The organism is Niastella yeongjuensis (assembly GCF_900110245.1).
Taxonomy (GTDB): domain Bacteria; phylum Bacteroidota; class Bacteroidia; order Chitinophagales; family Chitinophagaceae; genus Niastella; species Niastella yeongjuensis.
Window position 1 is genome coordinate 578,964 of sequence record NZ_FOCZ01000003.1, and the last position, 23,664, is coordinate 602,627.

Sequence of the window (23,664 nt, forward strand, 5' to 3'; positions counted from 1 at the left end):
GGTTATATAATTGATGCGTTGTGGCCCTGGCCGGTAACATCTTTCCAGAAGCCATTCAGGGTGCCGGTACTATCGGCCCGTAGCCAAACAACCGGATAATCTGCCTGAGTGAGCGTTTGGCCATATGAGCATATGCCCGCCAAAAGAAATAGGGTAAATAGCGAATGTTTGCAATAACGGTGCAGATGCACAGAAACTACTGCCAGATATCCACTGGTCATTAGGGTACGATTTATGTTAATATTCAGGGGTATGATTAGCAAGCGCGAATGTATGGTTGGAAAACTACATGTGCAAGTCAATTAACAAAATTTAATCATATGGCGCTAACGGCCACTAACGCCGAAAGCGCATAACCCTTTAAGTTTACGTGTGTTAGAATAAATAAAATACGGGCAGGATCAGCAAAAAAAGTTTACCCATTACCGGCATCAATCTATTTTTTTGTTGCTTGCGGCATAGGCAGTTGGCGACATCCCAAATTGTTTTTGAAAGGCACGGCCCAGTCATCCGGCGAATCAATCTCCCTCAACGGCAAACAAACAACAATTTCATTCAAACTTAAATGGACATTCCCCATGAACTATGCGGAGATCATTTCGGGAGATGGCAACAAGGTGTACCGTGAACGAATTTCCTTGCAATATACCCATCCTTTTGGTGAGCAAACCTTCAATGTACCTCTTGATCTCGCCGGCAGAAAATGGGTGCGGCTGGAAGCCTGGGATGTGGCTGCAAACGGTGCATTTACTCAAACCGTGTGGGTGAAGTAAGCTTTCGCCCTGAAAAAACGAGTTAAAGAGCAATCATATTCGGTAGCTACATTAAAGTATAGACGAAGTAAGAGAAATAGAATTCGTCTGCCGAATTTTGTGCAAGCCTGGGCACAAAATCGATTTCCAATGCATTTAAAGTGATCTTCGTCAGCCCAGCCCGATCAGTAACTGGTAGTTTTTTAAATTTAACTACCATTAATCACATCAAACTTGAGGCATATGACTAAGAACATCACACAGGACGATGTTATTTACTTTGTAATAACCGACCGTTTCTTTTCGCAGCACAAGACTTTTCCAGCAGTGGCCGATTCAAAGATCCACGGCGGCACGCTTGATGGGCTAATTGATAAGATCGATTATTTGCTGGAACTTGGTATAACCGCCGTGTGGATCACCCCGGTTTACGAAAACATCCGCAACTTTGGAACATCGGAACCCTATCACTACTACTGGCCTGCCAATTTTAACAAGATGGACCAGCGTCTTTTAGACGGAACGCGTTTACCGAATTCAACCAATATGAGTACCCTCGGCAGCTTCGTTGATGCATGTGAGGCAAAGGGATTGAAAGTGATACTTGATACGGTAGTTAATCATGCAGGGTATGGCGCTAAACCAAATTTTGACAGCAGTTGGTTCAATGTTAACGGGCATGATGAAACTACTGAGGAACTGGCCGATCTGCCCGACTTCAATCACGCAAATCCGGAAGTACTCGACTATTTCATTAACAATATCCGTGACTGGAAAGTGCAGGGTAAAGTGACCAATATTCGAATGGATACCGTAAAACATGTAAACCCCGTGTTCTGGCATTATTTTAAAACGGAACTGCGCGGCGCATTCCCTGATACGTTCTTAGTTGGTGAGGTATTGTTGGAGAGAAAGGAAGATATTCCACAGCTCCTGGAATACCAGAACTACCACGACTTTGATTCTATTTTTGATTTCCCGCTTTGCAATGCTTTACGCTCCACGCTTATATATGACCAAAGCCTGCGATATTCGCTCGCAAAACCCCGGCTTAATGACAACGAGCCAAACGGCGTTCTTGATGCGGACAACCCGCTGAAAGGCGGCTACCGGGACGCAAACCAACTGGTGACCCTGCTCGATAATCATGACCTGCAAAAACGCATCATGAGCCATGCACGCACAAAACATACCGGAGAAGACGAGGGACTGAAGTGGGCTGTCCGCGTAACCAAACTTTGCCTGGGAGCCCTCTTTACCATACGCGGAATACCTCAGTTGTACTATGGAACAGAAGTGGGATTGGAAGGATGGAAAAACGATAGAGATGATGCCGACCTGCGCCGGGATTTCCCCTGGCAATTGATCGGGGCAGACAACCGCCCAACGCAACTACAGCCCACCAGCTTCGAGATCTATCATTGGACGCGTGACCTCATCCGCTTAAGAAAGGGAAACAATGCGCTCAAATACGGCACTACCATTACTCTTTGGTCCGACGATTTCGTGTATGCCTTTCTGCGTGTGGCGCTTGATACAGTTGTTTTCGTAATTATCAACAACGGTTATTTGCAGATGCCGTTCCCGATACAAATTGCGCTGAATAAACTGGTAATTCCGGAAAGGGTGATAAACATGGTAAAAGGGTTGAAGCACTGGAAAACCGGTAGCCCGTTGCAGGTTCAGAACAATACGATCCTTATAACAGTTGATGGAAAATCAATTGATATTTTTTGTAGTTCACAGTTAACGTAAAATAATCTCTTCTATATAATCTTCTATTTATGTCACAATAATGTGACATATTTCCTACCTTTGCGTCATGGATACGAGGCAAAAGATAGTGGATGCTGCCATTACCGTCTTAAATGAGGATTTTTCTGCCCCTTTAGACCGGATAGCAGAAAAAACTGATTTAAGCCGCCGCACCTTACATCGTTACTTTCCAGACCGGACAGAACTGATCGAGGCTTGCCGGCAGGATATGATGCAAACCTGGCAAACAGCCATATTACAAGCCTGTAACAGCACCCAGGACCCATTGATTCAACTGGAGAGAATGCTATACGCCGGTATAGACTGTGGGGTGCGATATATCTTCCTGCATAAGTTATTAAGTCAGCCGGATGTAAACAAGCCAACGGGCGTCCCACAAAATGCTTCCTATGAAGCTGCCCGGGATAACTGGTTCCAGCTGGTCCCTGAACTACAACGCCGGGGACTGATCAGTGAACAGGTAAATGTCACCTGGATAAGGTTGTTATTTACCCAGATGGTCTCGGTTACCATACAGGCGTACCAGTCGGGCAACATTGCGCAGAATGATATAAAAAAGCTTGCCTGGTATTCCTTCCGCAGAAGTATCGGTATGGAGTAAAAACAACAAAGTAATACAAATGATAGCGTCTTTTTTATTGATTGGACAGTCGAATATGGCTGGACGTGGTTATAGTCATGAAGTACCGCCCATTATCAACGAGGGTATAAAAGTGCTTAGGAATGGCCGGTGGCAAATGATGGCAGAACCTTTACATAATGATCGCGCCAGTGCCGGAATAGGGCTGGCAGGTAGTTTTGGCGCTGCCTGGCGTATGCAACATCCGGATGAGGAAATCGGCTTTATACCCTGCGCTGAAGGTGGAACCAGTCTGGATGACTGGGCGATTGGTGGTCCGCTGTTTAATCATGCATTGTTGCAGGCGAAGCTGGCACAACGGAGCAGTACCTTAACAGGTATACTATGGCACCAGGGCGAAAGTGATTGTTTTCCTGAAAAGGTCGGTGAGTATGAAGGCAGGTTGAAGATCCTCATAGATGCTTTCCGAAAGGAATTGAATGCGGCCGATGTTCCGCTCGTTGTTGGCGGAATAGGCGACTTCCTGACCAGTGGTATTTATGGAAAGTATTTTGGTAATTATCCACTTATTAACGAGGCATTGATGCGTTATGCGCAATCGCAGGCGCTTTGTTATTTTGCCACTGCAGAAGGATTAACCAGTAATCCCGATGGCCTGCATTTCAATGCTGCCTCATTACGGACACTGGGTGTAAGGTATTATGAGGCATTCCGCACGCGGCAATTTATTACAAGACCTTTGGCGGAAGAAAGTAAGATCCTGGCTGAAATTTATAACCGGCCTCATACGCAGAAAGAGCTGATCTTTCAACTGGAGCATCGCTTTACAACAGCTAAAATAGGAGTGGAGCAGTTTCAAAGTGAATTAAGTAATATACAACAACGTTAGCATGGTTCTCCTGGTAATTCCCGGCACCAGTGGGGAATTATCAGGCTTTTTGGATAATATATTATCTTTGAGGTTCTTTAAAAGAACAGTGAATGAATTTTTATACGAGAAAATGGGTTAAACCGGAAGACCTGAATGCACATGGTACTTTGTTTGGAGGAAGTTTGTTGGCCTGGATCGATGAAGAAGCCGCTATCTACGCAATAATACAATTAGGCACCAATCACTGCGTAACCAAGTACATGAGTGAAATCAATTTTATTAGCTCCGCCAAACAGGGCGACATCATCGAGTTAGGGATCAAGGCCACGCATTTTGGCCGCACATCTTTAACACTTGAGTGCGAAGTGCGCAATAAGATTACCCGCAAAAGTATTTTAACTATTGAAAAGATCGTATTTGTGAGTGTTGACGAAAATGGCGTACCATGGCCTCATGGCAAAACACACATTACCTACACAGATGAAAGGTTAAGAGAACACTAATCTTTTTTAAAGTTATTCGCTTCTCAGGCTCCTTATAGGATTTGCCACAGCTGCTTTTATTGCATGAGCGCTAATGGTAAGCAATGCAAATGCAACAGCCGTTAAGCCTGCAATAACAAATGCCCAGATGCTAACCTGTATCCTGTAGGTGAATGACATCAGCCAGTTATTCATGAGATACCAGGCTATTGGCGAAGCAATCAGGATGGAAACGATCACCAGCTTAAGAAAATCGCCCGTTAATAATCTCGTGATGCCGGATACGGTGGCTCCCAGCACTTTGCGAATGCCTATTTCTTTTTTTCTTTGTTCAGCGATAAAAGCAGCCAATCCAAACAATCCTAAACAGGCTACGAATATGGCTAACATCGAAAACACGGTAGCGGTTCTTGCTGTATGGTGTTCAGAGATATACAGGTTCTGGATATGACTATCTAAAAATTCATAGTCAAAGCTTGCATTCGGCATATCGGCTTTAACCACATTTTGCATCTGCTCTATAAACCGGGGCAGCCGTTGGGCGTTGTACCGGATCAATAAGGTTCTCTTCGATTCAGGAGCTTTATTCATCTCATAATAAACATAGCCACCTATCTCGCTTTTGAGCGACTGGTAGTTGAAGTTTTTTACCACACCAACGATAATAGCCTTGTCAAGCATTTCTGTATGAATATATCTTCCTACGGCATCCTGTGGAGATTTGTAATCAAGGAATTTCAACACAGCTTCATTGATCAATACGTAACAATTGGTATCGCTCACCGCAAGGGTTGGCGGCAGCGAACTGCCCGCCAATAACTTTAGTTGCAAGGTCTTTACTATTGAACCATCTGTATTGCATGTTTTTACCGGCATGCTCTCTTTATCTGTCGATAGTTTTTTTATGCTTCTGCCGCTTTCCACATCGCCTGGAATGGATTGAACTGCCGAAATACTTTCAACGCCAGTCATTCCAGATAGATCATTCACCAGGGCTGCAACCTGTTGCTTGTTTTGTGCTGCTTTTATGTTAACAGTCACTACGCCATCCGGATTATACCCCAGGTTTTTGTTTCTGATATAATTGATCTGCTGAAGGATGACAATAACCGAGATAATGAGGATAATGGAAGATGCAAACTGAAATACCACCAACAGCCGGCGGACAAAGTCTGCGACACTGTGTTTTAATTTTAGCTTGTTCATTAAAACAAGCGGTGAAATGCGCGACATAGAATACGCCGGGTAGCTTCCTGCCATGATGGTTACAATTAACCATGTTGCCAATAAGCTTAGTATAAGGGGTGTGGTGAATAATGTCGAAGGATTAATTATAATGCCTGTAACGTTTTCGAATATTGGCCGGGCAGCAAAGGCCAGTACATAACCAATAACAATGGCAATAAATGAAAGCAAAGCCGTTTCGGCATATAGAAGTCCGAGTAAACGGCCCTTATCTGCACCTAGAACTTTGTTAACGCCTATCCCCATTGCGCGTTCCTGTGAACGTGCAGTAGCCATGTTCATGTAATTAATGCAGGCAATGATCAACACCAGCAACGATAAAAATAATAATGCTTTTACTGTGCTGATGTTGCCTATTCTGCCGGAATATCCTTCACGTATGTCTGCAGAATAGAGGTGAATATCCGAAAGCGCCTGGAATATGAAATTGCTGAAATACTTATTTTCCTTTTTTACATTTTTATCAATGAGTGCCGTAGCTTGTGCCTGTACCTGCTGTACATCTCCGCCAGGTTGCAACAGACAGTAGGTTTCATAACTGGAATTACTCCAATAGACATCTTTGCCGGCCCATGAATCCATGATGTTATAGATCATGTCGCAATCAATGGTGCTGTTAACCGGCAGGTCGGCATAAACACCCGATACATACAGGGTGTCGTGGTTATTTACGTAAATGATCTTTCCGAACGCCGGTTCTTTACCGTACAGCCTTTCCTTGGCTGATTGTGAAAGAACTATTGACTTAGGTTGTGCAAATGCCGATTGTGCGCTGCCCTCTGTAAATTTGATATCGAACATATTAAAAACCGCAGCGTCGGCCATGTACAATCGTTTTTCGGTGAAATTCCGGTCGTCGGTTTTTATGGAGACCCGGGCACCAAAATCATGCTTGATAAGCCGGGTCATGGATTTTACCTGCGGGATCGTTTGAACAATAGCAGGCCCAACTGAGTTGGGTAACTGTGCCCATACCTGGTAATTGTATTGGGCATCAGTCTGCATGTTTACCCGGTAAATGTTCTTTGAGTTTTTATACATGCGGTCAAAACTCAGTTCGTATGAAATGGAGGCAAACAAAGTAATACATACGCACATACCAATACTAAGCCCGGCAACATTAAGCGAAGTGAAAAGCTTATTGGCTGCCATGTTACGAAAGGCCATTTTCAGATAGTTCTTTATCATAACATCAATTCATTAGTTATTGGTTGCCAGGTAAATTCCAAATACTGTTCCTTTTTGTAAACTTTTGCTATTCAAATTATTATTGATGAATTAAATTCAGGTGTTGTCCGTTTTCGATACATCGGACGTTCATTTTCGTTAAAGTGCAGGTTATAAAACGTTAGTATTGTCTGCATTCAGTAAATAAATTATTTCCTCACCATACTTGCTGATCTTCTTTTCACCCATACCTTTTACTGTCTGAAGCTCTTCTACTGAAGTTGGATTAAGTCTTGCTATTGTGGCAAGTTCAGCGTTTGAGGCTAAGATATAGCCTGGTAATGCCTGTTGCCGTGCTGACTCGCTGCGCCAGGTGCGTAAGGCTTCATACCTTGCTTTTTCATCTTTTGTAAATGAGGAAATGTCAATTGCAGTTTTTTCCTGTTTATGTTTTCCAAACGATGTAACGACATTGTAGAAAACCAAAACTGACCAATACGGTGTTTGTCCCACCATAACAAGTTGTTGTATGGTTTTTTCAACAACAACCGTTTTCAAAAACTCATTTAAGTTGTCTTCATCGGCTTGAAGACAGTCGTTTGCCAGCCTTAGCTGGAAGTGTTTAATTTTCATATTAACGGTTATGATTAGTGTCTGTGAATTTACGAAAAAGTTATTGAAATATTATGAATATATTTTATAAGTTATTAACACTAACAATACTCCCTATGCGTGTGATACTACGGGTCACAATATAATTTGATTGACAGTGACTTATGAGATGTGTGAAGTCTTTATGAAGTAATAATGTATTGAAAATCATATATTTATTAGCTTTCAGGCTCGTTTTTGTTCGGGATTTCTTCGGGTCTTCCCTGGAGAAACACCCTGTTTTCTTCGGGAAAAGCAAAAGAAATCCCGAACATGACCAGGTGGAGACTGGGAGCTGAGTAAAGGACTAAGAAAGCCGGGATTGTGCCGGTATTACGCCGGGTATTGTTCGGACTTTGTTCGGACTCTCCCCGGGGATGTTCGGGCGTACACAGGGAAAACCCGAACAAAGTCCGAACAAAGCAGGGCGCAAACCCGGCTCAATACCAGTAATAACTGCCTTTACGACGCTTTCTTTGAAGATCGTTTGGTATTCAAACTTTCTTTCAGTTTCGCCATTAGATCAGTTGTAGTCGCGTTATGCACCACTTTAAGTGTTTTGGGAGCTTTGCCTTTAGATTTGGCTTCAATTACAGCCATAAGCTTCTCTGAATAGGTATCTTTGTAATCGTCAGGTTTAAATGGGCTGGTGAGTTGACTAATAAGCATGCTGGCCATTTTAAGTTCGTCTTTCTTCACGTCGGTATCAGGAATGGCCAGGCCTTTTTCGCTGCGAATTTCATCAGTAAACCGTAACCGGTGCATTACTAACACCTTTCTCATGGCCTTGATGAGGCACAGCCACTCTTTGTTGTGATAAACGAGCAGCCCCAGGCCAACCTTTCCCTCCAAAAGAAGCGCATCCCGAAGTAATGCATACGCCTTTATGCCCTGCTTTTCAGGTTCCAGGTAATACGGCTTTTCATAATACACCGCATCAATTTCCTTTTCATCCACAAACTGGAGGATTTCCAGATGGTCAATTTTTTCAGGCATCGCCTTCTCCAGGTCGCTGTCCTCTACGATTACTACCTGTCCATCAATTTCGTAACCTCTCACAATATCTTCCTGGTGCAGTTCTTTACCTGTATTTTCGTTTACTTTTTTGTAACGTATCCTGGCGTGATCTTTTGCATCCAGCTGCATAAATGAAATAGTCGATTCTTCTGTTGCCACGTACATTTTGACGGGGATGTTTACAAGGCCAAACCCCAGGCTGCCCTTCCACATTGACCGCATACCAAATAGTTTAAAAGTTTGCGAATAATGGATACGGGAGAATCGAAATCAATGGGTGGAAGTAGGTTTACAAAGGTACATGGAATTTTTATGCCATTAAATGTTGCGCGGTGATTTGAGGCAGGCACCATTAATTAACCTGTTCTTAATGGTTATTGGCTAACTTTGCGGATGCCTTTAGTAAGAAAAGTTACCTACCCGGTTTTCAAAAAGAATCAGCCGGACGATTCCTTCAAATTCAAACCACTGCCTGAACCTACAGGCAAATATCCTTTTCACCTGGATTTGCATTCCGTGATACCTAACATTGGTACTGAAAAAATGGTATTTCACATGGTGGGTGATACGGGCAGCCTATACGGCGGTAATTTTCAACGGATTGTCGCCGGTGAAATGAAGCGGCAATACCTGGAAGCGCCTGCTTTGAAAGATAAACCTCAGTTTTTATACCACCTGGGTGATGTAGTATACACTTATGGGGAAGCTGCGAATTATTATCCGCAGTTTTTTGAACCGTATCGTGATTATCCGGGACCGGTGTTTGCCATTCCCGGCAACCACGATGGTGATATTAATCCAAACGCCAAACCTTATAATAGCCTCGACGCCTTTATGAAGGTCTTTTGCGACGTTGAATCCCGCCCTGTCCCTTTCAGCGTTGATGTAAACAGGAAAAGTATGATACAGCCAAATGTTTACTGGACGTTGGAAACGCCGCTGGCCAACATCATCGGCCTCTATGGAAATACCACAAAGTTTGGAACGATCACAGACCAACAGCGGGACTGGTTTATTCGCGAACTTAAAATTGCCCGCTCGCAGGGACAGGGGAAAGCGTTGATTGTCTGTGTGCACCATGCCCCTTATTCGGCGGATTCCAACCACGGTGCAAGCGCTTACATGATTGAATTTCTGGAAAACGCTTTTATAGAATCAGGCGTGCTTCCTGATATTGTTTTCAGCGGACATGTGCACAATTATCAGCGATTTAGCCGCCAGTATGCCAATGGCTCAATGGTTCGTTATATTGTTGCAGGTGCCGGTGGTTACGATGACTTGCATAGTCTGGTTAAAGAGGGAGATAAAAATTTTGCTGCGGATGACACTTTAACCGATCAGGTTCGTCTGGAGCATTTCTGTGACGACAGACATGGTTTTTTGAAGATCTCGATTGAAAAAACCGATAAAGGCGTGCTGGTAACCGGGGAATACTTTTCCATACCGCATGAAGCCAGACCGGGTCAGGAAACAACATCGATACTGACGGATAAATTCGAAATGTCCTGTTCGGGGTAGGCGGCCGGCAACTGATTTAACATAGATAATTTCTTTCTGGTTTGGGAGTTGCCTAACTTCATAGAGAGATTGTGTTATTTCTGTCAGCCAAAACTACTGTTATGAAAATCATTGCTGCAATCTTCATCGGTTGTTTTTTGAATGTGGATGCTAACAGTCAGTCTTTTAAATTTTTAGGTAATTACAGCCTGGGTTTACCGCAACAACAAATGGCTAAGAACATTCAGGCAATTCATAGTTTTAATATTGGTGGCTTATACTCGTTGCCAAATCATTTAAAAAATCTCTCTGTAGGCCTGGAACTGGGGTGTGGCATCTATGCTTATAAAAAGATCGATCAAACTTTTTACTTCGACGCAAATCCCACCGTGGTACCGGTTAATTACAGCAGCAGCGTGTTTAATGCGAACATTCAGGCCAGGTATCAGTTTTTGGATGAAAACAACCATCTGATTGTGCCTTATATCAATGCAAAAGCAGGGTCCTATAATTTTTATAGTGATATTTCCATCGAGGACCCGAGTGATCCCATGGGTTGTCATCCACTCGAGAAAAAAAAGCTGATCAATGATAACACCTTTTATTGGGGTGCCGGTGTTGGCTTTCAGATCAATCCGTCTATACATTCAAAGCGCCAAAAGAAACTGCCTGTTCTGCTCGATGTCAGCATGAACACCATCCGTGGTGGCAACCTTGATTATATCAATACCAAACACCTGAAAGATGAGCAGGATTTCAATCCGGTAGATGGCAAACCAATGCTGGTGAAATTTATAAATGTAAGTACCCAGGATGTTCATGAGCATAAAGTAGCGCAGGTATATAATTCACCCCTGCGGATCCTGGAGATCAAAGCAGGAGTGATCCTGAAATTTGAGAAGTTGTAGGTTTAATTATTTGATTTTTTAAAATCGGAAATACGAAAGGTAAGATTGATACGTGGGCCTACCGGCCGGGCTGTTTTAGGAACGTGGTGTTCATAAAAGTCCTGCATGGTTTCACCCATTAACAGAAAGGACCCATGAGTAAGCGGAATTTCGAACTGCGTGATATCTTTTCTGAACTTATGTCGCACTTTAAATAAACGGGTATCGCCAAAAGTAACAGAGGCAATATGATGGTGTTTGCCGTCTGCAGGTAATGTATCACTGTGCCAGGATACGGAATCACTGCCATCCCGATAATAATTTAACAACACCCGGTTAAAGATATGACCGCATTCTGCTTCCACCTTTGCTTTAATGGCTAAAAGTTCCGGCGTCCACTCTAAACCATTTGGGCCGCCATAATAAGCCGTTAACCGGGGATCGAGGACGGTTTTATCATACATCTTTCTTTTCCTTTGTTGCCAGGGCGAATTAGCTAACAAATGCCCGAAATAATGGTCAGATTCCTCTTTAGAAAAAAACTGCTGCCACAGACGTAATTCGGTATCCGGTAATTCAAAGTCTTTATATTGCTTCCTGCCCGGATCAAAAAACGCCGCATCTCCAAACAAATTCATGTTGCAAATTTACGAATAAGTGTTAAGAGTTGCTAATTAATTTAGTATTTTTAATATTTGTAACATTACGCTGCTGATAACCGTATGGATGTTGGCAGCAATAGAAAAATAGGGTAGTAACCACTTTATCGTGTTCACTAATACTGGTTATTAGCACTGCTTAATGCTTCCCGGTTTTCTCAGGTACAAATGGTGGCCATTCATCAAAAAGTGACTTACTAAAATTTATAACTAACAAACGTATACTGAAAGGGTTATGCGAATATCTTCCTGTACTCTAACGGCCCATATGATTATTTTTTGTTAATCAACTTGCACATGTAGATTTCACACCATACATTCGCGGCTGGTAATCATACCGTAGAATATTAACCTAAATCGTACCCTGATGACCAGTGAAAACCTGGCAGTGAAATCGGTTTTTCCAAACCGTTATTTCATTCACCTGCTCTTTGCCCTGCTTTTATTGACGAGCATAGGCTCGTTTGGCCAAAACCTCAGTTCCGCAGACTATCCGGTCGTGTGGCTGCGTGCCGATAATACCGGTACCCTCAATGGCTTCTGGAAAGATGCCACCGGCCAGGGCCACAATGCATCGATCTTTGGACAACCGGTGCGTGTGAACAGCTCGCTCAATTACAATCCCGCTTTTCGTTTTAATGGTTTTAGTGATTCCTTAAGTATTCCCTGTAATGTAGATAGTATGGCTGAAGTTACGGTTATAGCCGTGATTCAGCCGGCAGATACCGTTGAAACGGGCGTGTGGGGCGCAGGTAATGCCGCGGCACATAAAATGATGATGACCACCCACCGCGTTATGGGGCCTGATAGCAGCGTAAATGACATCGGTATTAATGGTGGGTTTGCTTTGTTAAGCACCGTTATTCAAAACTGGCCGTCCACTGCCGCCATAAGCGAAAACGCCTACCTGTTGTTTGGTGTAACTCAAAACAATACCCGGCCATTTAAAGGCACTATAGCAGAGCTGTTGGTTTTTGACAGAAGCCTGGATGTTCTTACGCAAATTCAATACGAAACTTATTTGGCGATTAAATATGGTATTCCCCTTGCAAAAGGAAACTATGTAAGCGCCGGTGAAACCGTACTTTGGAATGCCGATAAAAATAAAGATTTCGCTTATCGTACAACGGGGCTTGGGCGGGAAGATTTCTTTTCCCTTCATCAAAAGCAATCGATCAGTGCCATTGACCCCGATGGCTTGCTGGCCATCAGTAATGGCCGGTTTATGGCCACCAACGCCGCCAATACCGACACCCTTGCCAATGGCAATTACCTGGTATGGGGCGATAACAATAAATCATTTGGTAAATCGACTACAGCTGATGGTCAGTTGCAACTGGTGAACAGGCAATGGCTGATGAATGCCAGTGGTCCAGGTGCCCATACTTTGAATACAACCATTCAATTAAACCAGCAATTGCTGGGCACGGGTAAATACTGGCTTGTTGTAAACCCCGGTGCTTACAAAGGTTTTCCGGTTGACAGCCTGAATTATTATTTCCCCGACAGTGTTACTGCCGACGGCCAGGTCATCTATCGCAATGTGAGGTGGGATACTGACCAGTCGGGCAACGATCTGTTTGGTTTTGCCGTGGCCAAAGACCTGTTGGTAAAAATGAACGTGGTAGATACGCCTTCCTGTGTATCTGCAGATGCAGGTAGTGTACGGTTACAGGCAATTGGCGGCCAGGCGCCCTACGTCTACCTGGTAACAAATGCGCAAGGTGATGTGGTATCGAACGGTACCTTCTATAACAAAACCTTGGTAGATGTTAGCAACCTGCGTGTTGGCACCTACCGCGTGGTTGTCAAAGACAGTAAAGGCCATCAGGATATTCGCACCCTGCAAATGCCGGCGCCGGTTGCGCAACGCCTGCAGATGGGCTTGGAACCCAACCAGGCATTGCCGGCAACAGGAGAGTTGTTACTGGATGCGGCACAGCATATAACGCCCGGTGATGCCACCAGTTATCAATGGACATGTCAGAACGGGTTCAATGCAGCTACACCGCAAATAACCGTAAAACAACCAGGCACCTATGTAGTAAAGGCTACCAGCAAAGCGGGTTGTGTGTTCAGCGATACGGTGAATGTGACCGGCAAAGCACTGCAACATGTTTCGGTTTATCCATCACCTTCCATAGACGGTAACTTCACCATCAGTGTGTCATTCCCACAGGCCACCGATGTAAAGGTGGGCATCTATGACATGAAAGGCAATAAGATGCAGGAAATGACTGGTAAGAACAATACAGAATACCGTTTCCCTGGTCATCTTATGACCGCAGGCAACTATACAATTACGGTGGTTACCAAAGATGGCGTTGATTCCCGTAGCCTACAGGTGCTTTAATAGTCTCTGCAACTCAAATTCATAATCCCAATCCGGTAAACCTATCCTTATCTAACCCCTATCTCATGAAATTGAATGCTGTTCGAAATATTTCCTATGCACTGATCGTACTATCCGTTGGTGCATTCAGTTATGGTAAGTTACCTGTTGGTAAAGGCCATTATATACCAACTGAGCGGTACTTCTCCCGCCAGCAGGAAGGAGTCATTGGCCGTTCCACCAATAATGGAGCTGATAATCCTTCCGACAACCTTTTTCACGTATACCTGAAAGCTCCCTTACAGGAGAATGAGCGGGTATACCTTTCTTATGACCTGGACGGTGTACAGGACTTCACAGCAGTTAGCCGGAGTGTCAACGATCAGTTGTCGGCAGGCGGCTACCTGGTAAAGAAGCGGCAGGGCTGGGCCCGACAGAGAGAGCAGCTGAGTGCTGCCTGGCTAAAGCAGGGCGACAATGTGATCCGGTTTTCTGTGCCCGAGGGAGCGGATTATAACTATAAGGTGCGCAACCTGGCCGTTGAAGTGGAAGTGGGTAACACAACAGCTGCGATCGTTATTGACCATCCCTCCCTGACCTATTATGACAATAAAGGGTATATCAAAGGGTTCATCACCGGTGCAGGTAAAGACAAAGCCATTGTTAAGATTGCAGGCAGGCAGGCCCGGTATTGGAAAGGGGCATTCGAAGCGATCGTTGACCGGCCAGCGAGTGCCGGTTCAACCTGGGCTGCCACCATCGAAGTGCTGTACGCCGATGGCAGCAGGCAGCAGCAGACGGTGCAATTTGCCAAAGAACAAAAGGCAGACTATCATTTTGAATTAACCAACAATATTGCACACTCGCAAAAATTAATTCTGCAAAACGAGGCGGCGGCATTGTCCGTGGCTGGAGCGGCCATCACGATCCCCAAAGGGGCATTGCGGTCCACAGCCACCGTGTCAGTGACTGCGTTGCGTTTTATCGATATCCCCGCTCTCGATGCCGGTATGGTGAATGTGACTCGTGGTGTGGGCGGTTACCGCTTCTTACCCCATGGAACTATTTTTAGCAAAGAAGCGCGGCTGGCATTGGATTATGAGGAAGGGAAAATACCTGATGGCTATACGACCAGGGATATCCGTACCTATTATTTTGACGAAAAGAAGGGGCATTGGATTGCCCTGCCGGTAGACAGCGTTTCGACTGCAACAGGTAAATTGTATGCGCGTACCGGACATTTTACCGATATGATCAATGCGGTGCTCAAGGTACCGGAATCTCCGCAGGTGGAAGGTTACAGTTCTACCTCAATGAAAGGCATTAAGGCGGCTGATCCCTCAGCCGGGGTCAACCTGATCAGCGTACCACAGGCAAACAACATGGGCCATGCTTCGCTGGGTTATCCCATCGAACTGCCAGCTGGCCGTGCTGGTATGCAGCCGCAACTGGCGATCAGCTACAAAAGCTCGGGCGGCGATGGCTTGCTCGGGGTGGGCTGGGACCTTTCGATACCTTCCATTGGCATCGATACCCGTTGGGGTGTACCGCGTTTTGACACTCAGAATGAAACAGAAACATATTCCCTGAATGGAGAGCAGCTTAGCCCGGTGGCACACAGGGGCACCCTGCAAACCCGTACTGGTGAAAAACAATTTTTCCCCCGCATCGAAGGGGCTTTCAATAAGATCATCCGCCATGGCAACAGTCCACAGAACTATTGGTGGGAAGTGACCGATAAACAAGGCACGCGGCATTTTTATGGCGGTGATCCATCAACCGGAGCAGACCCCGCGAGCACGCTCAGCGATGGCGCAGGCAATATTGCCCATTGGGCGTTGCGGGAAACGCGCGATCTCCATGGCAACTTCGTTCGTTATTCCTACACCAAAGTGAGCGATGCCGGCGTAGCAGGCAGCACTGTTATGGGCGTGCAGCTGTACATCAGTAAGATCAGCTATACGGGCTTTAACGGAACGGAAGGAAAATATGCGGTCTTGTTTAAACGCGACAGAGACCTCGATGGACATACAGGCCGCAAAGACGTGACCATCACGGCCAGCAACGGCTTTAAAGAAGTAACGGCCGATCTGTTGAAACGCATCGACGTACTATATGCGGGCAATGCGGTACGGCACTATGAACTCACTTATAAAGAAGGCGCCTTTTATAAAACCCTGCTGGCGAAAATCAGTCAGTACGATGCCGCAGGGAAATTTTTCAATCAACACACCTTTGACTATTATAACGACATTGGGTCGGGTAATGCATTGGTGCCACTGGCCACGCCGCTAAACTGGCAGGCCGGATCTGATAATGTGCATGGCAGCATGCTCACCCATCTCAATGGTTTTACTGACGAGGCCTCCGCGCTGAGCGGTACTTCTCATACCGATATCAGTGCCGGGGTGGGCATTGCTGTGGGATTTGATGCGAACGTGATGTCAAAAGAAAATTCTGTGGGCGCTTCCTTTGGGTATTCCCAATCTACCAGTAAAGGCATGCTGGCGATGGTCGATATCAATGGCGATGGTCTTCCCGATAAACTCTTCCTGGATGGGGGCAGCAATAGCCTGTACTACCGGGCCAACCTGTCGGGAACGACAGGCAAAACCGGCTTTGGCGGCAAGATCGCGATCAATGGCATTAATGTTTTCCAGAAGGACAAGACCACCGGTTATACCGTAGGGTTGGAAGCTGATGCGCCCGGTTCCTTCGGACTAATGGCCGGCGCCAATAAGGGCTGGTCCACTACTACTACCACCATTTATTTTACGGAAGCCAATGGCGACCAGTTGCCCGATATCGTCAAGGACGGTCAGATATATTTTAACCACTTCGATTCTGCCAGCGGACAGATCACTTTTACCCCCACCAGTGTGGGGACGCCCAGTGCCATCTTTGCCGGGGTTAAAATCAGCTCAAACCTGGTTGACCAGACACAGCTGGAAGCCGAGCGGCAGCAGGCTATTGACAATAATCCCCTGCAGGATATTGTGCGGATGTGGCAGGCTCCTTATAGCGGAACGATCAATATAACAGGGCCTGTGCAATTATTGCCGAGCAATGACCCGGAGCGGGCTGCCGCACCGGCCGATGGGGTCAGGGTCGCCATTCAGTTGAAAGGAACTGAACGCTGGAGCCAGGTCATTGCTCCCGATGATTATTCCGTGCATCAGCCAACCGGAGTGGCCGGTTTGACAATACAGAAGGGCGACCGGATTTATTTTAGGGTCGGTTCTATCGATAACGGTTCTTATGACTCAGTGAGCTGGGCGCCGGTAATTGAATATACTAACCAGGACCTGCAGGTGACCGATGCCAATAGCAAACCATTGTATCAATTCGACGTAGCAAAAGACTTTAAGCTCGGCTCCACGCAAACACTTACACCACCCATCAACGGAACGGTACATATAGGTGGAGCTTTTGTTAAACCGGTCACCACAGACGATGTAACGTTGATGGTGGTGCATTCGGGGGCAGGCGGCATCAATACCATCTGGCAGCAAACCTATGCCCGTAATCAGGCCGTGAATACCACCATTTCATTGGATGATATTTCGGTGACCAATACCGATCAATATAGTTTTAAGGTGATGTCGCCCACTAATATCGATTGGGCAGCGGTAACCTGGCAGCCGGTGATGACGTTCACCAGTGCTGCAGACCCGAACATCGACCTGGCGAAGACGCAGGTACAGGCTACCGCTGTTCCGCAGTATACGATACTGGCCAATGGTTTGCAGCCGAGCCTTCCATATAAAGTAGTGTTGGGCGATACGGCCTTGCATCAGGTAACGGTTACGCCGCAGGTACCCATCAATCAACTGCAGCTCCTGGGCGGTGGTGGCAACGGTACCATTATGTTTTCAGTAAAGGCGAAAGGGCTTTTGTTGGGTGAGGTGAGCATGCCGGTGTTAAATGGCGTTGTGCAGGGTGGAAACTATGCATTGAATGTGGGTGTACACAATAATGATCAGTTATACGTAGAATACCATGTGACCAATAATACGCTGGCCGCGGCCATCACAACGGCTACGGCCATACTGAGTGGTGCGCTTAACGGGACTGTAACCGCAGGACTGTGGTCTACAGTGCCAAAGAACGGGAAGGAAGAAGATATTATTTTCGGCAGCTTTTACCGGGGCTGGGGCCAGTTTGCCTGGAATGGGAACCGCGACTTTGCTACCCAACCCATTGACGAAACCTGGCTGAAGCCCAGCGACCAGATCGCGGCGAAGTTGAACGTTGATGTAAATTCACTTTCGCAGCAAAACGGGGACCAGCTAACATCTTCGCAAACCTATGATCCTAAAACGGACCGCTTTATCATTCTCATTGCAGATGGCAACCAGCAGCGCTGGGGTGGTTATGATCCCCTGATCTTCGTGAAGGGTATAATAATGAGCAGCAGCAGGATGGGGCAGAAGGACCTGAACCCACTCACCATCAATACGGGTGATGGTACCGGTTCGCCGGGGATCGACAAGGTGAGCAAGGTAACAAGCGTATCCTTTACAGCCGGCGCCGGCATTGGCCCAATAGGGGCCAGCGGCAGTGTTTCCAATTCAACGAGCAAGACACTGACCGATTTTATCGACATGAATGGCGACCGGTATCCGGATGTGGTAAGTCAAAACATTATACAATATACAGATGCCCGCGGTGGCTTGTCTGCAAGGACTACCTCCAATAGCGGACAGGTTGATGAATCGACCGCTAACACAACGGGTGTAAGTCTCACAGGTTCGGGAAGTATACCTACGGCTGTTTTCGGGAAAACGCCCAACGGTGCGCAGCATACCGATGCCGGTAATGCGCAAACCAATGCCGGTTCAGCCAGCATTAGTGTAAGCGGCAACCTGGGAGTAGTGAATGGAAGCAACCAGTCTGGTTTTGCTTACCTCGATATGAATGGCGATGGATTGCCCGACCGTGTAAGCAATAACGGTTTAAAAGTAGCCATGAACCTGGGTTATGGTTTTGGCCCTGAGGAAGACTGGGGTGTTGAGCAGATCCATTCAGGCAGCAGCCATTCCTTCAGTGGGGGTGCGGGCCTGGGCCTGGTAACGGGCCATAAGAGTTTTGCCGTCGGCTTCAGTTTATCGCGTTCTGAGAACAGCAGCGATATTATGCTGCAGGATATGAACGGGGATGGATTGCCCGACCTGGTAATGGTAGCTCCAAGGCCAGGCGGAACTCAGGGAGTACAGGTGCGGCTCAATACCGGTAATGGTTTTAGTACCGAGGTGCTCAACTGGAAAGGAGCATTTGCGCTAAATAGTAATAGCAGTACTACAGAGTCAGGCAACCTGGCTTTTACAGCAGGCTTTCCCATATTTAGTTTAAAATTTATCATCAACGCCAGTGCGGATGTGGGTGATGGCATGAGCCGGGAACTGGTGAAAATGGTAGATATGAACGGCGACGGTTATCCGGATTTTGTAAGTTCTGCCACCGACGATAAACTCACAGTGTCCCTGTCCTCCATTGGCCGCACCAACCTGCTGCAAACGGTACACCGCCCGATGGGAGGCGCGTTCACGTTGGATTATCAACGGCAGGGCAATACCTACAGCATGCCCAATAGTGTGTGGACGCTGGCAAGCGTCAAAGTCTTCGACGGCTTTACTGGCGACGGGCCCGATACCCTGCTGGCGACCTTTGATTACCAGGGCGGGCATTTTGACCGTGATGAACGCGAGTTCTACGGATTCGGCACCGTGCAAACCCACAGCCATGATGCTGCTCATAACAACACCGTTTATACAACGGCCACTGAAACTTACAACAATGATAATTACTATACCAAAGGCCTGGTAATGACACAGCTTACGCAGAGCGGGGATGGTAAGAAATATACCGAGCAGATCAATGCTTATGAACTGAGGGATGTAACCACAGGTGCAGTGCTGCCAGACCTCTATAAAACCAATAATGCCGGAGCAGCCTTTGTGGCCCTGAGCCGCACAGATCACCGGTTTTACGAGGGACAGCCACAACCGGGCAAAACAACCTACATGACCTATGGGTATGATGCCAAAGGAAATATTACCCGGTATACAGATTTTGGCGACGATGGGCCGGCTGATGACATCAGTGCCACCATCACCTACCACAACGTGACGGATAAATATATCTTAAGCGAACCCAGTTCCATTCTCGTAACGGGCGCTGGTAAAACCTATCGCAAACGGGAGAGCAGGATCAACCGGCAAACCGGGGACGTTACTCAAATAAAACAATACCTGGAGAACGGGAATGCAGCAGCTAGTGACATGGGTTATGATGCCTATGGCAATCTGATCAACATCACCGGTGCTTCCAATGCCAAAGGGCAGCGCTTCCGGTTGGACTATACTTTCGATGATCAGGTTCATAGTCATGTTGTAAAAGCGGCCAATAGCTATGGTTATAGTTCTACAGCCACTTTTGACTATCGGTTTAACGAACTGCTCAGCAGCAAAGACCTCAATGGGAACGTCATTACCTACGTGCTGGATGACCTGGGAAGAATAATTCAGATCACGGGCCCTTATGAGCAGATTTCAGGAGCACCCTATACGCTGCGCTTTGCCTACCATCCTGAAGCCCAGGTGCCTTGGGCGCAGACCCTTCATTACGACCCTGCCCATACCGGCAATGACCTGGAAACGGTGACCTTTATGGATGGAATGGGCCGGCTGCTGCAAACCAAAAAAGATGGCTCCCTATACCGCGGCAGTGGAAAAGCAGACCAGGAGCAAATGATTGTTTCGGGACGGATACTCTTTGACGGTCTTGGTCGCCAGGTAGCTGATTATTATCCGACGGTGGAAGACAAAGGGACAGATAGTGTATTTAACAAGGGCTTTGATAAGGTCACTCCCACACGCTCAACCCTTGATGTGCTGAACCGCGTGCTGAGTGAAACCCTACCGGATGGCTCGGTGACCCAGACCGCCTATAGCTTTGGGAACGATCGGCAACAGCAGCAGCAATTCAGCACCAAAACTACGGATGCCAATGGCAGGGTGACGGAACAATTTACCAATGTGCGGGGATTGATGATGGCGCACAAAAGCACCACCGGCAAGGGAGATGTTTGGACAAGCTTCACCTACGACGCCATCAATGAACAGTTGTCGGCCACCGATGATATCGGTGCTACCACCACCTGGACATATGACCTGTTTGGTCGGAAGCTCAGTCGCTCGCATCCTGATGAAGGGCTGAGCCAATACAGTTATGACCTGGTGGGCAATATGACCCGGCTGGTTACGGCCAACCTACAAAAGGATACTATGGCAATTACGTATAACTATGATTTTGGCCGCGTGACCGATATCACTTACCCGCATAACTCAGAGAACAATGTGCATTATACCTACGGCACAGCTGGCGCTGCGTTTAACCGGGCAGGAAAGGTAGTGACACAGGAAGACGCATCGGGTGCACAGGAATTCTTTTATGGCCCATTAGGAGAGACAATAAAAAATGTTCGCACCATTGTGATCCCTAAATTCGGTACACAGACCTATGTAACGCAATGGACTTATGATACCTGGAACCGCCTTACATCAATGATCTATCCGGATAGCGAAGTGATTAAATATACTTACAACCTGGGTGGGCTGCTGAACGCCATGAGCGGCAACCGGCAGGGACAAGATTACTCTTACGTGCAGCAGTTAGGGTACGACCAGTTTGAATCGCGGGTATTTCTGAATTATGGTAATGGAACACAAACCACCTATACCTATGAACCAGATCGTCGCCGACTGCAGAACATGCTGGCTACAACAGGCAAAGGCCGCCGCATTATGGACTATACCTACGGATATGACAAAGAGGATAACATGCTTAGTCTGACAAACAACGCACCCGTTCCGGCAAGCAACCTGATGGGAGGTTCTTCCCAATACAGTTATACCTATGACGACCTTTACCGGCTTACTACCGCAAGCGGTACGTATAAGGGGCCAAATGAGCAGGACCGTTATAGTATGACCATGGAATACAACACGGTGGGGGGTATCACCCGCAAAACGCAGACCAGTGACAAAATCAATGGGCCAGGCGGAAATAAATGGATCCCGCAAAAGAAGCTAACTTATGACCAAACCTATACTTACGGTTCAAGACAACCGCATGCGGCCACACACATTGGTAACCAAACCTATACCTATGACGCAAACGGCAACCAAACCGGCTGGACGAGCGATCTCACCGGGCAACGCCAAAGCTTAGTCTGGGACGAAGAAAACCGGCTCCGCAGTGTGGCGGTGAACGGACAACTCAACAGTTATGTTTATGATGCATCTGGCGAACGGGTATTGAAGGGACAGGGCGCTGGTCAGTCGGTGTTTGTAAACGGAGAACTTAAAGCAGGCTCGGGTGGGGTAGGCAACTTCACTGTCTATGTCAATCCATTCCTGGTGGTACAGAGCGGTCAATACTCGAAACATTACTTTATCGAGAGCCAGCGGATCACTACCCGGCTGGAGCTGGGCTGGCAGCAGCAGGTATCTACCAATGTAGATACAACCGGCTATTCGAAAAAAGAACAGAAAATATTACAGGGAATTGTGAGGGACCAACAGGCCGTGCAGGGAAAAGGTCAGCAACAAGTAAACACGGTTACCGGTACAAACCCGCGGGGTGTTATCAGCAGCAATGGCCAGGCCGGTGGAAATGGGAATGGGAACGGAACCACTGGTGGCAGTGCAGACACTACCAACAACGGGAATCATTATGCCTATGGTCACAACAAAGGGCACAACAGCACTACCAACCAAAGTTTCCTGTATTTTTACCACACAGATCATTTGGGCAGCACGAGTTATGTTACAGATGATGCCGGTGAAGTATATGAGCACATGGAGTACTTTGCCTATGGCGAGATCTTTGTGCAGGAACACAGCAATACCAATCGCGTACCTTATCTGTTCAACGGGAAGGAACTGGACGAAGAAACAGGCCTTTATTATTATGGTGCAAGGTATTTTGATCCCAGAACGAGTGTATGGCAGAGTGTGGACCCGAAAGCGGATGAGATGCCGGCCTGGTCGCCTTATAATTATGCCCTGGGTAATCCGGTTAAAATGGTAGATCCCGATGGTATGAAGCCAACAGGGGATTACTATAATGAGCGTGGGCAGCTTATTGGAAACGATAAAAAACCTGATAATAAGAATTATGTAATAAAGACTACGAAGTCAACAAATACGTTATATGGCAGTGGTAAAAAAAACGAAAAAGGAAATTCTAATCCCATCAGTGCAAAAGATGCAGCGGATACAGAAAAGAAAATAAAAGTAGGTCAATTTGATAATTCAGTTATGGCGAATGTGGTGGAGATAGAACCAATGGCGACACTGAAGCAAATGAAAACGGAGGTATCTAAAGATAATGGCAGAGGTGGAACATCTGCGGCCAATAACACAGAATATGGCGGGCTTGTTTTTAAACATACCGTAATAGCTGCAAAACCGGGTCCGGTGTCTGATCCAACAAAGAAAAAGAATGCAAGTATTTCAAGTACATTTCTTGAATTAACATTTCATAGCCATCCCAGCGGTGCCGTGAAAGTGAATCTGGGCGGGGGAAAAACAGGAACTGCAGCGTGGGTACAGCCTCCTTCACTTACCGACATTTCCAGTGCCAGGGGAACGCAGTATGTATTTGGTATGCAGGATAAAAGGTTGTATATATACAATAAATCAGGGGTCATTGCCACTGTACCTCAATCAATCATCAAATAATT

Annotated in this window: 14 protein-coding genes; 9 read left to right on the forward strand and 5 right to left on the reverse strand. The window is 46.5% G+C overall.

The features are described 5' to 3' along the window. Nucleotides 1-2: 2 nt before the first annotated feature. Entirely contained in the window at nucleotides 3-221 is a 219-nt protein-coding gene (locus BMX95_RS10835; RefSeq protein WP_081204470.1) for a hypothetical protein, read from the reverse strand. Nucleotides 222-488: 267 nt separating this feature from the next. Between BMX95_RS10835 and BMX95_RS10840 the strand changes: the two genes are divergently transcribed. The 5 genes from BMX95_RS10840 (at nucleotide 489) to BMX95_RS10860 (ending at nucleotide 4,482) form a co-directional block, all read left to right on the forward strand. Continuing rightward, complete coding sequence (locus BMX95_RS10840) at nucleotides 489-773, forward strand: CehA/McbA family metallohydrolase domain-containing protein (RefSeq protein ID WP_133054087.1); 285 nt, start codon at nucleotides 489-491, stop codon at nucleotides 771-773. Between the two features lie 222 nt (nucleotides 774-995). After that, the gene (locus BMX95_RS10845; RefSeq protein ID WP_081204472.1) at nucleotides 996-2,507 is read left to right on the forward strand and encodes an alpha-amylase family glycosyl hydrolase; all 1,512 of its coding nucleotides are present in this window, start codon (nucleotides 996-998) and stop codon (nucleotides 2,505-2,507) included. Between the two features lie 67 nt (nucleotides 2,508-2,574). Then, nucleotides 2,575-3,129, forward strand: a complete 555-nt coding sequence (locus BMX95_RS10850; protein WP_081204473.1) for a TetR/AcrR family transcriptional regulator — start codon at nucleotides 2,575-2,577, stop codon at nucleotides 3,127-3,129. A gap of 19 nt (nucleotides 3,130-3,148) precedes the next feature. After that, nucleotides 3,149-3,997, forward strand: a complete 849-nt coding sequence (locus BMX95_RS10855) for a sialate O-acetylesterase (protein ID WP_081204474.1) — start codon at nucleotides 3,149-3,151, stop codon at nucleotides 3,995-3,997. A gap of 92 nt (nucleotides 3,998-4,089) precedes the next feature. Then, the gene (locus tag BMX95_RS10860; protein ID WP_081204475.1) at nucleotides 4,090-4,482 is read left to right on the forward strand and encodes an acyl-CoA thioesterase; all 393 of its coding nucleotides are present in this window, start codon (nucleotides 4,090-4,092) and stop codon (nucleotides 4,480-4,482) included. Between the two features lie 12 nt (nucleotides 4,483-4,494). Here BMX95_RS10860 and BMX95_RS10865 read toward each other — a convergent pair whose 3' ends face one another. From BMX95_RS10865 to ku, 3 genes are all read right to left on the reverse strand, one after another. Further along, nucleotides 4,495-6,894 carry an ABC transporter permease gene (locus BMX95_RS10865; RefSeq protein WP_081204476.1) on the reverse strand — a complete coding sequence of 800 codons (2,400 nt, stop codon included), beginning with the start codon at nucleotides 6,892-6,894 and terminating at the stop codon, nucleotides 4,495-4,497. Between the two features lie 150 nt (nucleotides 6,895-7,044). Continuing rightward, nucleotides 7,045-7,506 (reverse strand): HRDC domain-containing protein, encoded by a 462-nt coding sequence (locus tag BMX95_RS10870; protein ID WP_081204477.1) that lies wholly within the window; start codon nucleotides 7,504-7,506, stop codon nucleotides 7,045-7,047. A gap of 480 nt (nucleotides 7,507-7,986) precedes the next feature. Further along, nucleotides 7,987-8,763 (reverse strand): non-homologous end joining protein Ku, encoded by a 777-nt coding sequence (gene ku, locus BMX95_RS10875; RefSeq protein ID WP_081204478.1) that lies wholly within the window; start codon nucleotides 8,761-8,763, stop codon nucleotides 7,987-7,989. A gap of 171 nt (nucleotides 8,764-8,934) precedes the next feature. Here ku and BMX95_RS10880 point away from each other — a divergent pair, with 171 nt between their 5' ends. After that, on the forward strand, nucleotides 8,935-10,059 hold the full coding sequence (locus BMX95_RS10880; protein WP_081204479.1) for a metallophosphoesterase family protein: 1,125 nt from the start codon (nucleotides 8,935-8,937) through the stop codon (nucleotides 10,057-10,059). Between the two features lie 101 nt (nucleotides 10,060-10,160). Beyond that, the gene (locus BMX95_RS10885; RefSeq protein WP_081204480.1) at nucleotides 10,161-10,946 is read left to right on the forward strand and encodes a hypothetical protein; all 786 of its coding nucleotides are present in this window, start codon (nucleotides 10,161-10,163) and stop codon (nucleotides 10,944-10,946) included. Nucleotides 10,947-10,948: 2 nt separating this feature from the next. On the opposite strand, the gene BMX95_RS10890 is transcribed toward BMX95_RS10885, so the two are convergent. Beyond that, nucleotides 10,949-11,563 (reverse strand): alpha-ketoglutarate-dependent dioxygenase AlkB family protein, encoded by a 615-nt coding sequence (locus BMX95_RS10890; protein ID WP_081204481.1) that lies wholly within the window; start codon nucleotides 11,561-11,563, stop codon nucleotides 10,949-10,951. 388 nt (nucleotides 11,564-11,951) lie between these two features. Between BMX95_RS10890 and BMX95_RS10895 the strand changes: the two genes are divergently transcribed. Beyond that, nucleotides 11,952-13,937 carry a DUF8202 domain-containing protein gene (locus tag BMX95_RS10895; RefSeq protein WP_081204482.1) on the forward strand — a complete coding sequence of 662 codons (1,986 nt, stop codon included), beginning with the start codon at nucleotides 11,952-11,954 and terminating at the stop codon, nucleotides 13,935-13,937. A 65-nt stretch (nucleotides 13,938-14,002) separates the two neighbouring features. Continuing rightward, on the forward strand, nucleotides 14,003-23,662 hold the full coding sequence (locus tag BMX95_RS10900; RefSeq protein ID WP_081204483.1) for a SpvB/TcaC N-terminal domain-containing protein: 9,660 nt from the start codon (nucleotides 14,003-14,005) through the stop codon (nucleotides 23,660-23,662). Nucleotides 23,663-23,664 lie beyond the last annotated feature (2 nt).

Bases quoted from the DNA above. Each gene is read 5' to 3' on its own strand.
- BMX95_RS10885 (WP_081204480.1), top strand. From the start codon at position 10,161: ATGAAAATCATTGCTGCAATCTTCATCGGTTGTTTTTTGAATGTGGAT.
- BMX95_RS10890 (WP_081204481.1), bottom strand. From the start codon at position 11,563: ATGAATTTGTTTGGAGATGCGGCGTTTTTTGATCCGGGCAGGAAGCAA.
- BMX95_RS10895 (WP_081204482.1), top strand. From the start codon at position 11,952: ATGACCAGTGAAAACCTGGCAGTGAAATCGGTTTTTCCAAACCGTTAT.
- BMX95_RS10835 (WP_081204470.1), bottom strand. From the start codon at position 221: ATGACCAGTGGATATCTGGCAGTAGTTTCTGTGCATCTGCACCGTTAT.
- BMX95_RS10870 (WP_081204477.1), bottom strand. From the start codon at position 7,506: ATGAAAATTAAACACTTCCAGCTAAGGCTGGCAAACGACTGTCTTCAA.
- BMX95_RS10900 (WP_081204483.1), top strand. From the start codon at position 14,003: ATGAAATTGAATGCTGTTCGAAATATTTCCTATGCACTGATCGTACTA.
- BMX95_RS10860 (WP_081204475.1), top strand. From the start codon at position 4,090: ATGAATTTTTATACGAGAAAATGGGTTAAACCGGAAGACCTGAATGCA.
- BMX95_RS10845 (WP_081204472.1), top strand. From the start codon at position 996: ATGACTAAGAACATCACACAGGACGATGTTATTTACTTTGTAATAACC.
- BMX95_RS10850 (WP_081204473.1), top strand. From the start codon at position 2,575: ATGGATACGAGGCAAAAGATAGTGGATGCTGCCATTACCGTCTTAAAT.
- BMX95_RS10855 (WP_081204474.1), top strand. From the start codon at position 3,149: ATGATAGCGTCTTTTTTATTGATTGGACAGTCGAATATGGCTGGACGT.
- ku (WP_081204478.1), bottom strand. From the start codon at position 8,763: ATGCGGTCAATGTGGAAGGGCAGCCTGGGGTTTGGCCTTGTAAACATC.
- BMX95_RS10865 (WP_081204476.1), bottom strand. From the start codon at position 6,894: ATGATAAAGAACTATCTGAAAATGGCCTTTCGTAACATGGCAGCCAAT.
- BMX95_RS10880 (WP_081204479.1), top strand. From the start codon at position 8,935: ATGCCTTTAGTAAGAAAAGTTACCTACCCGGTTTTCAAAAAGAATCAG.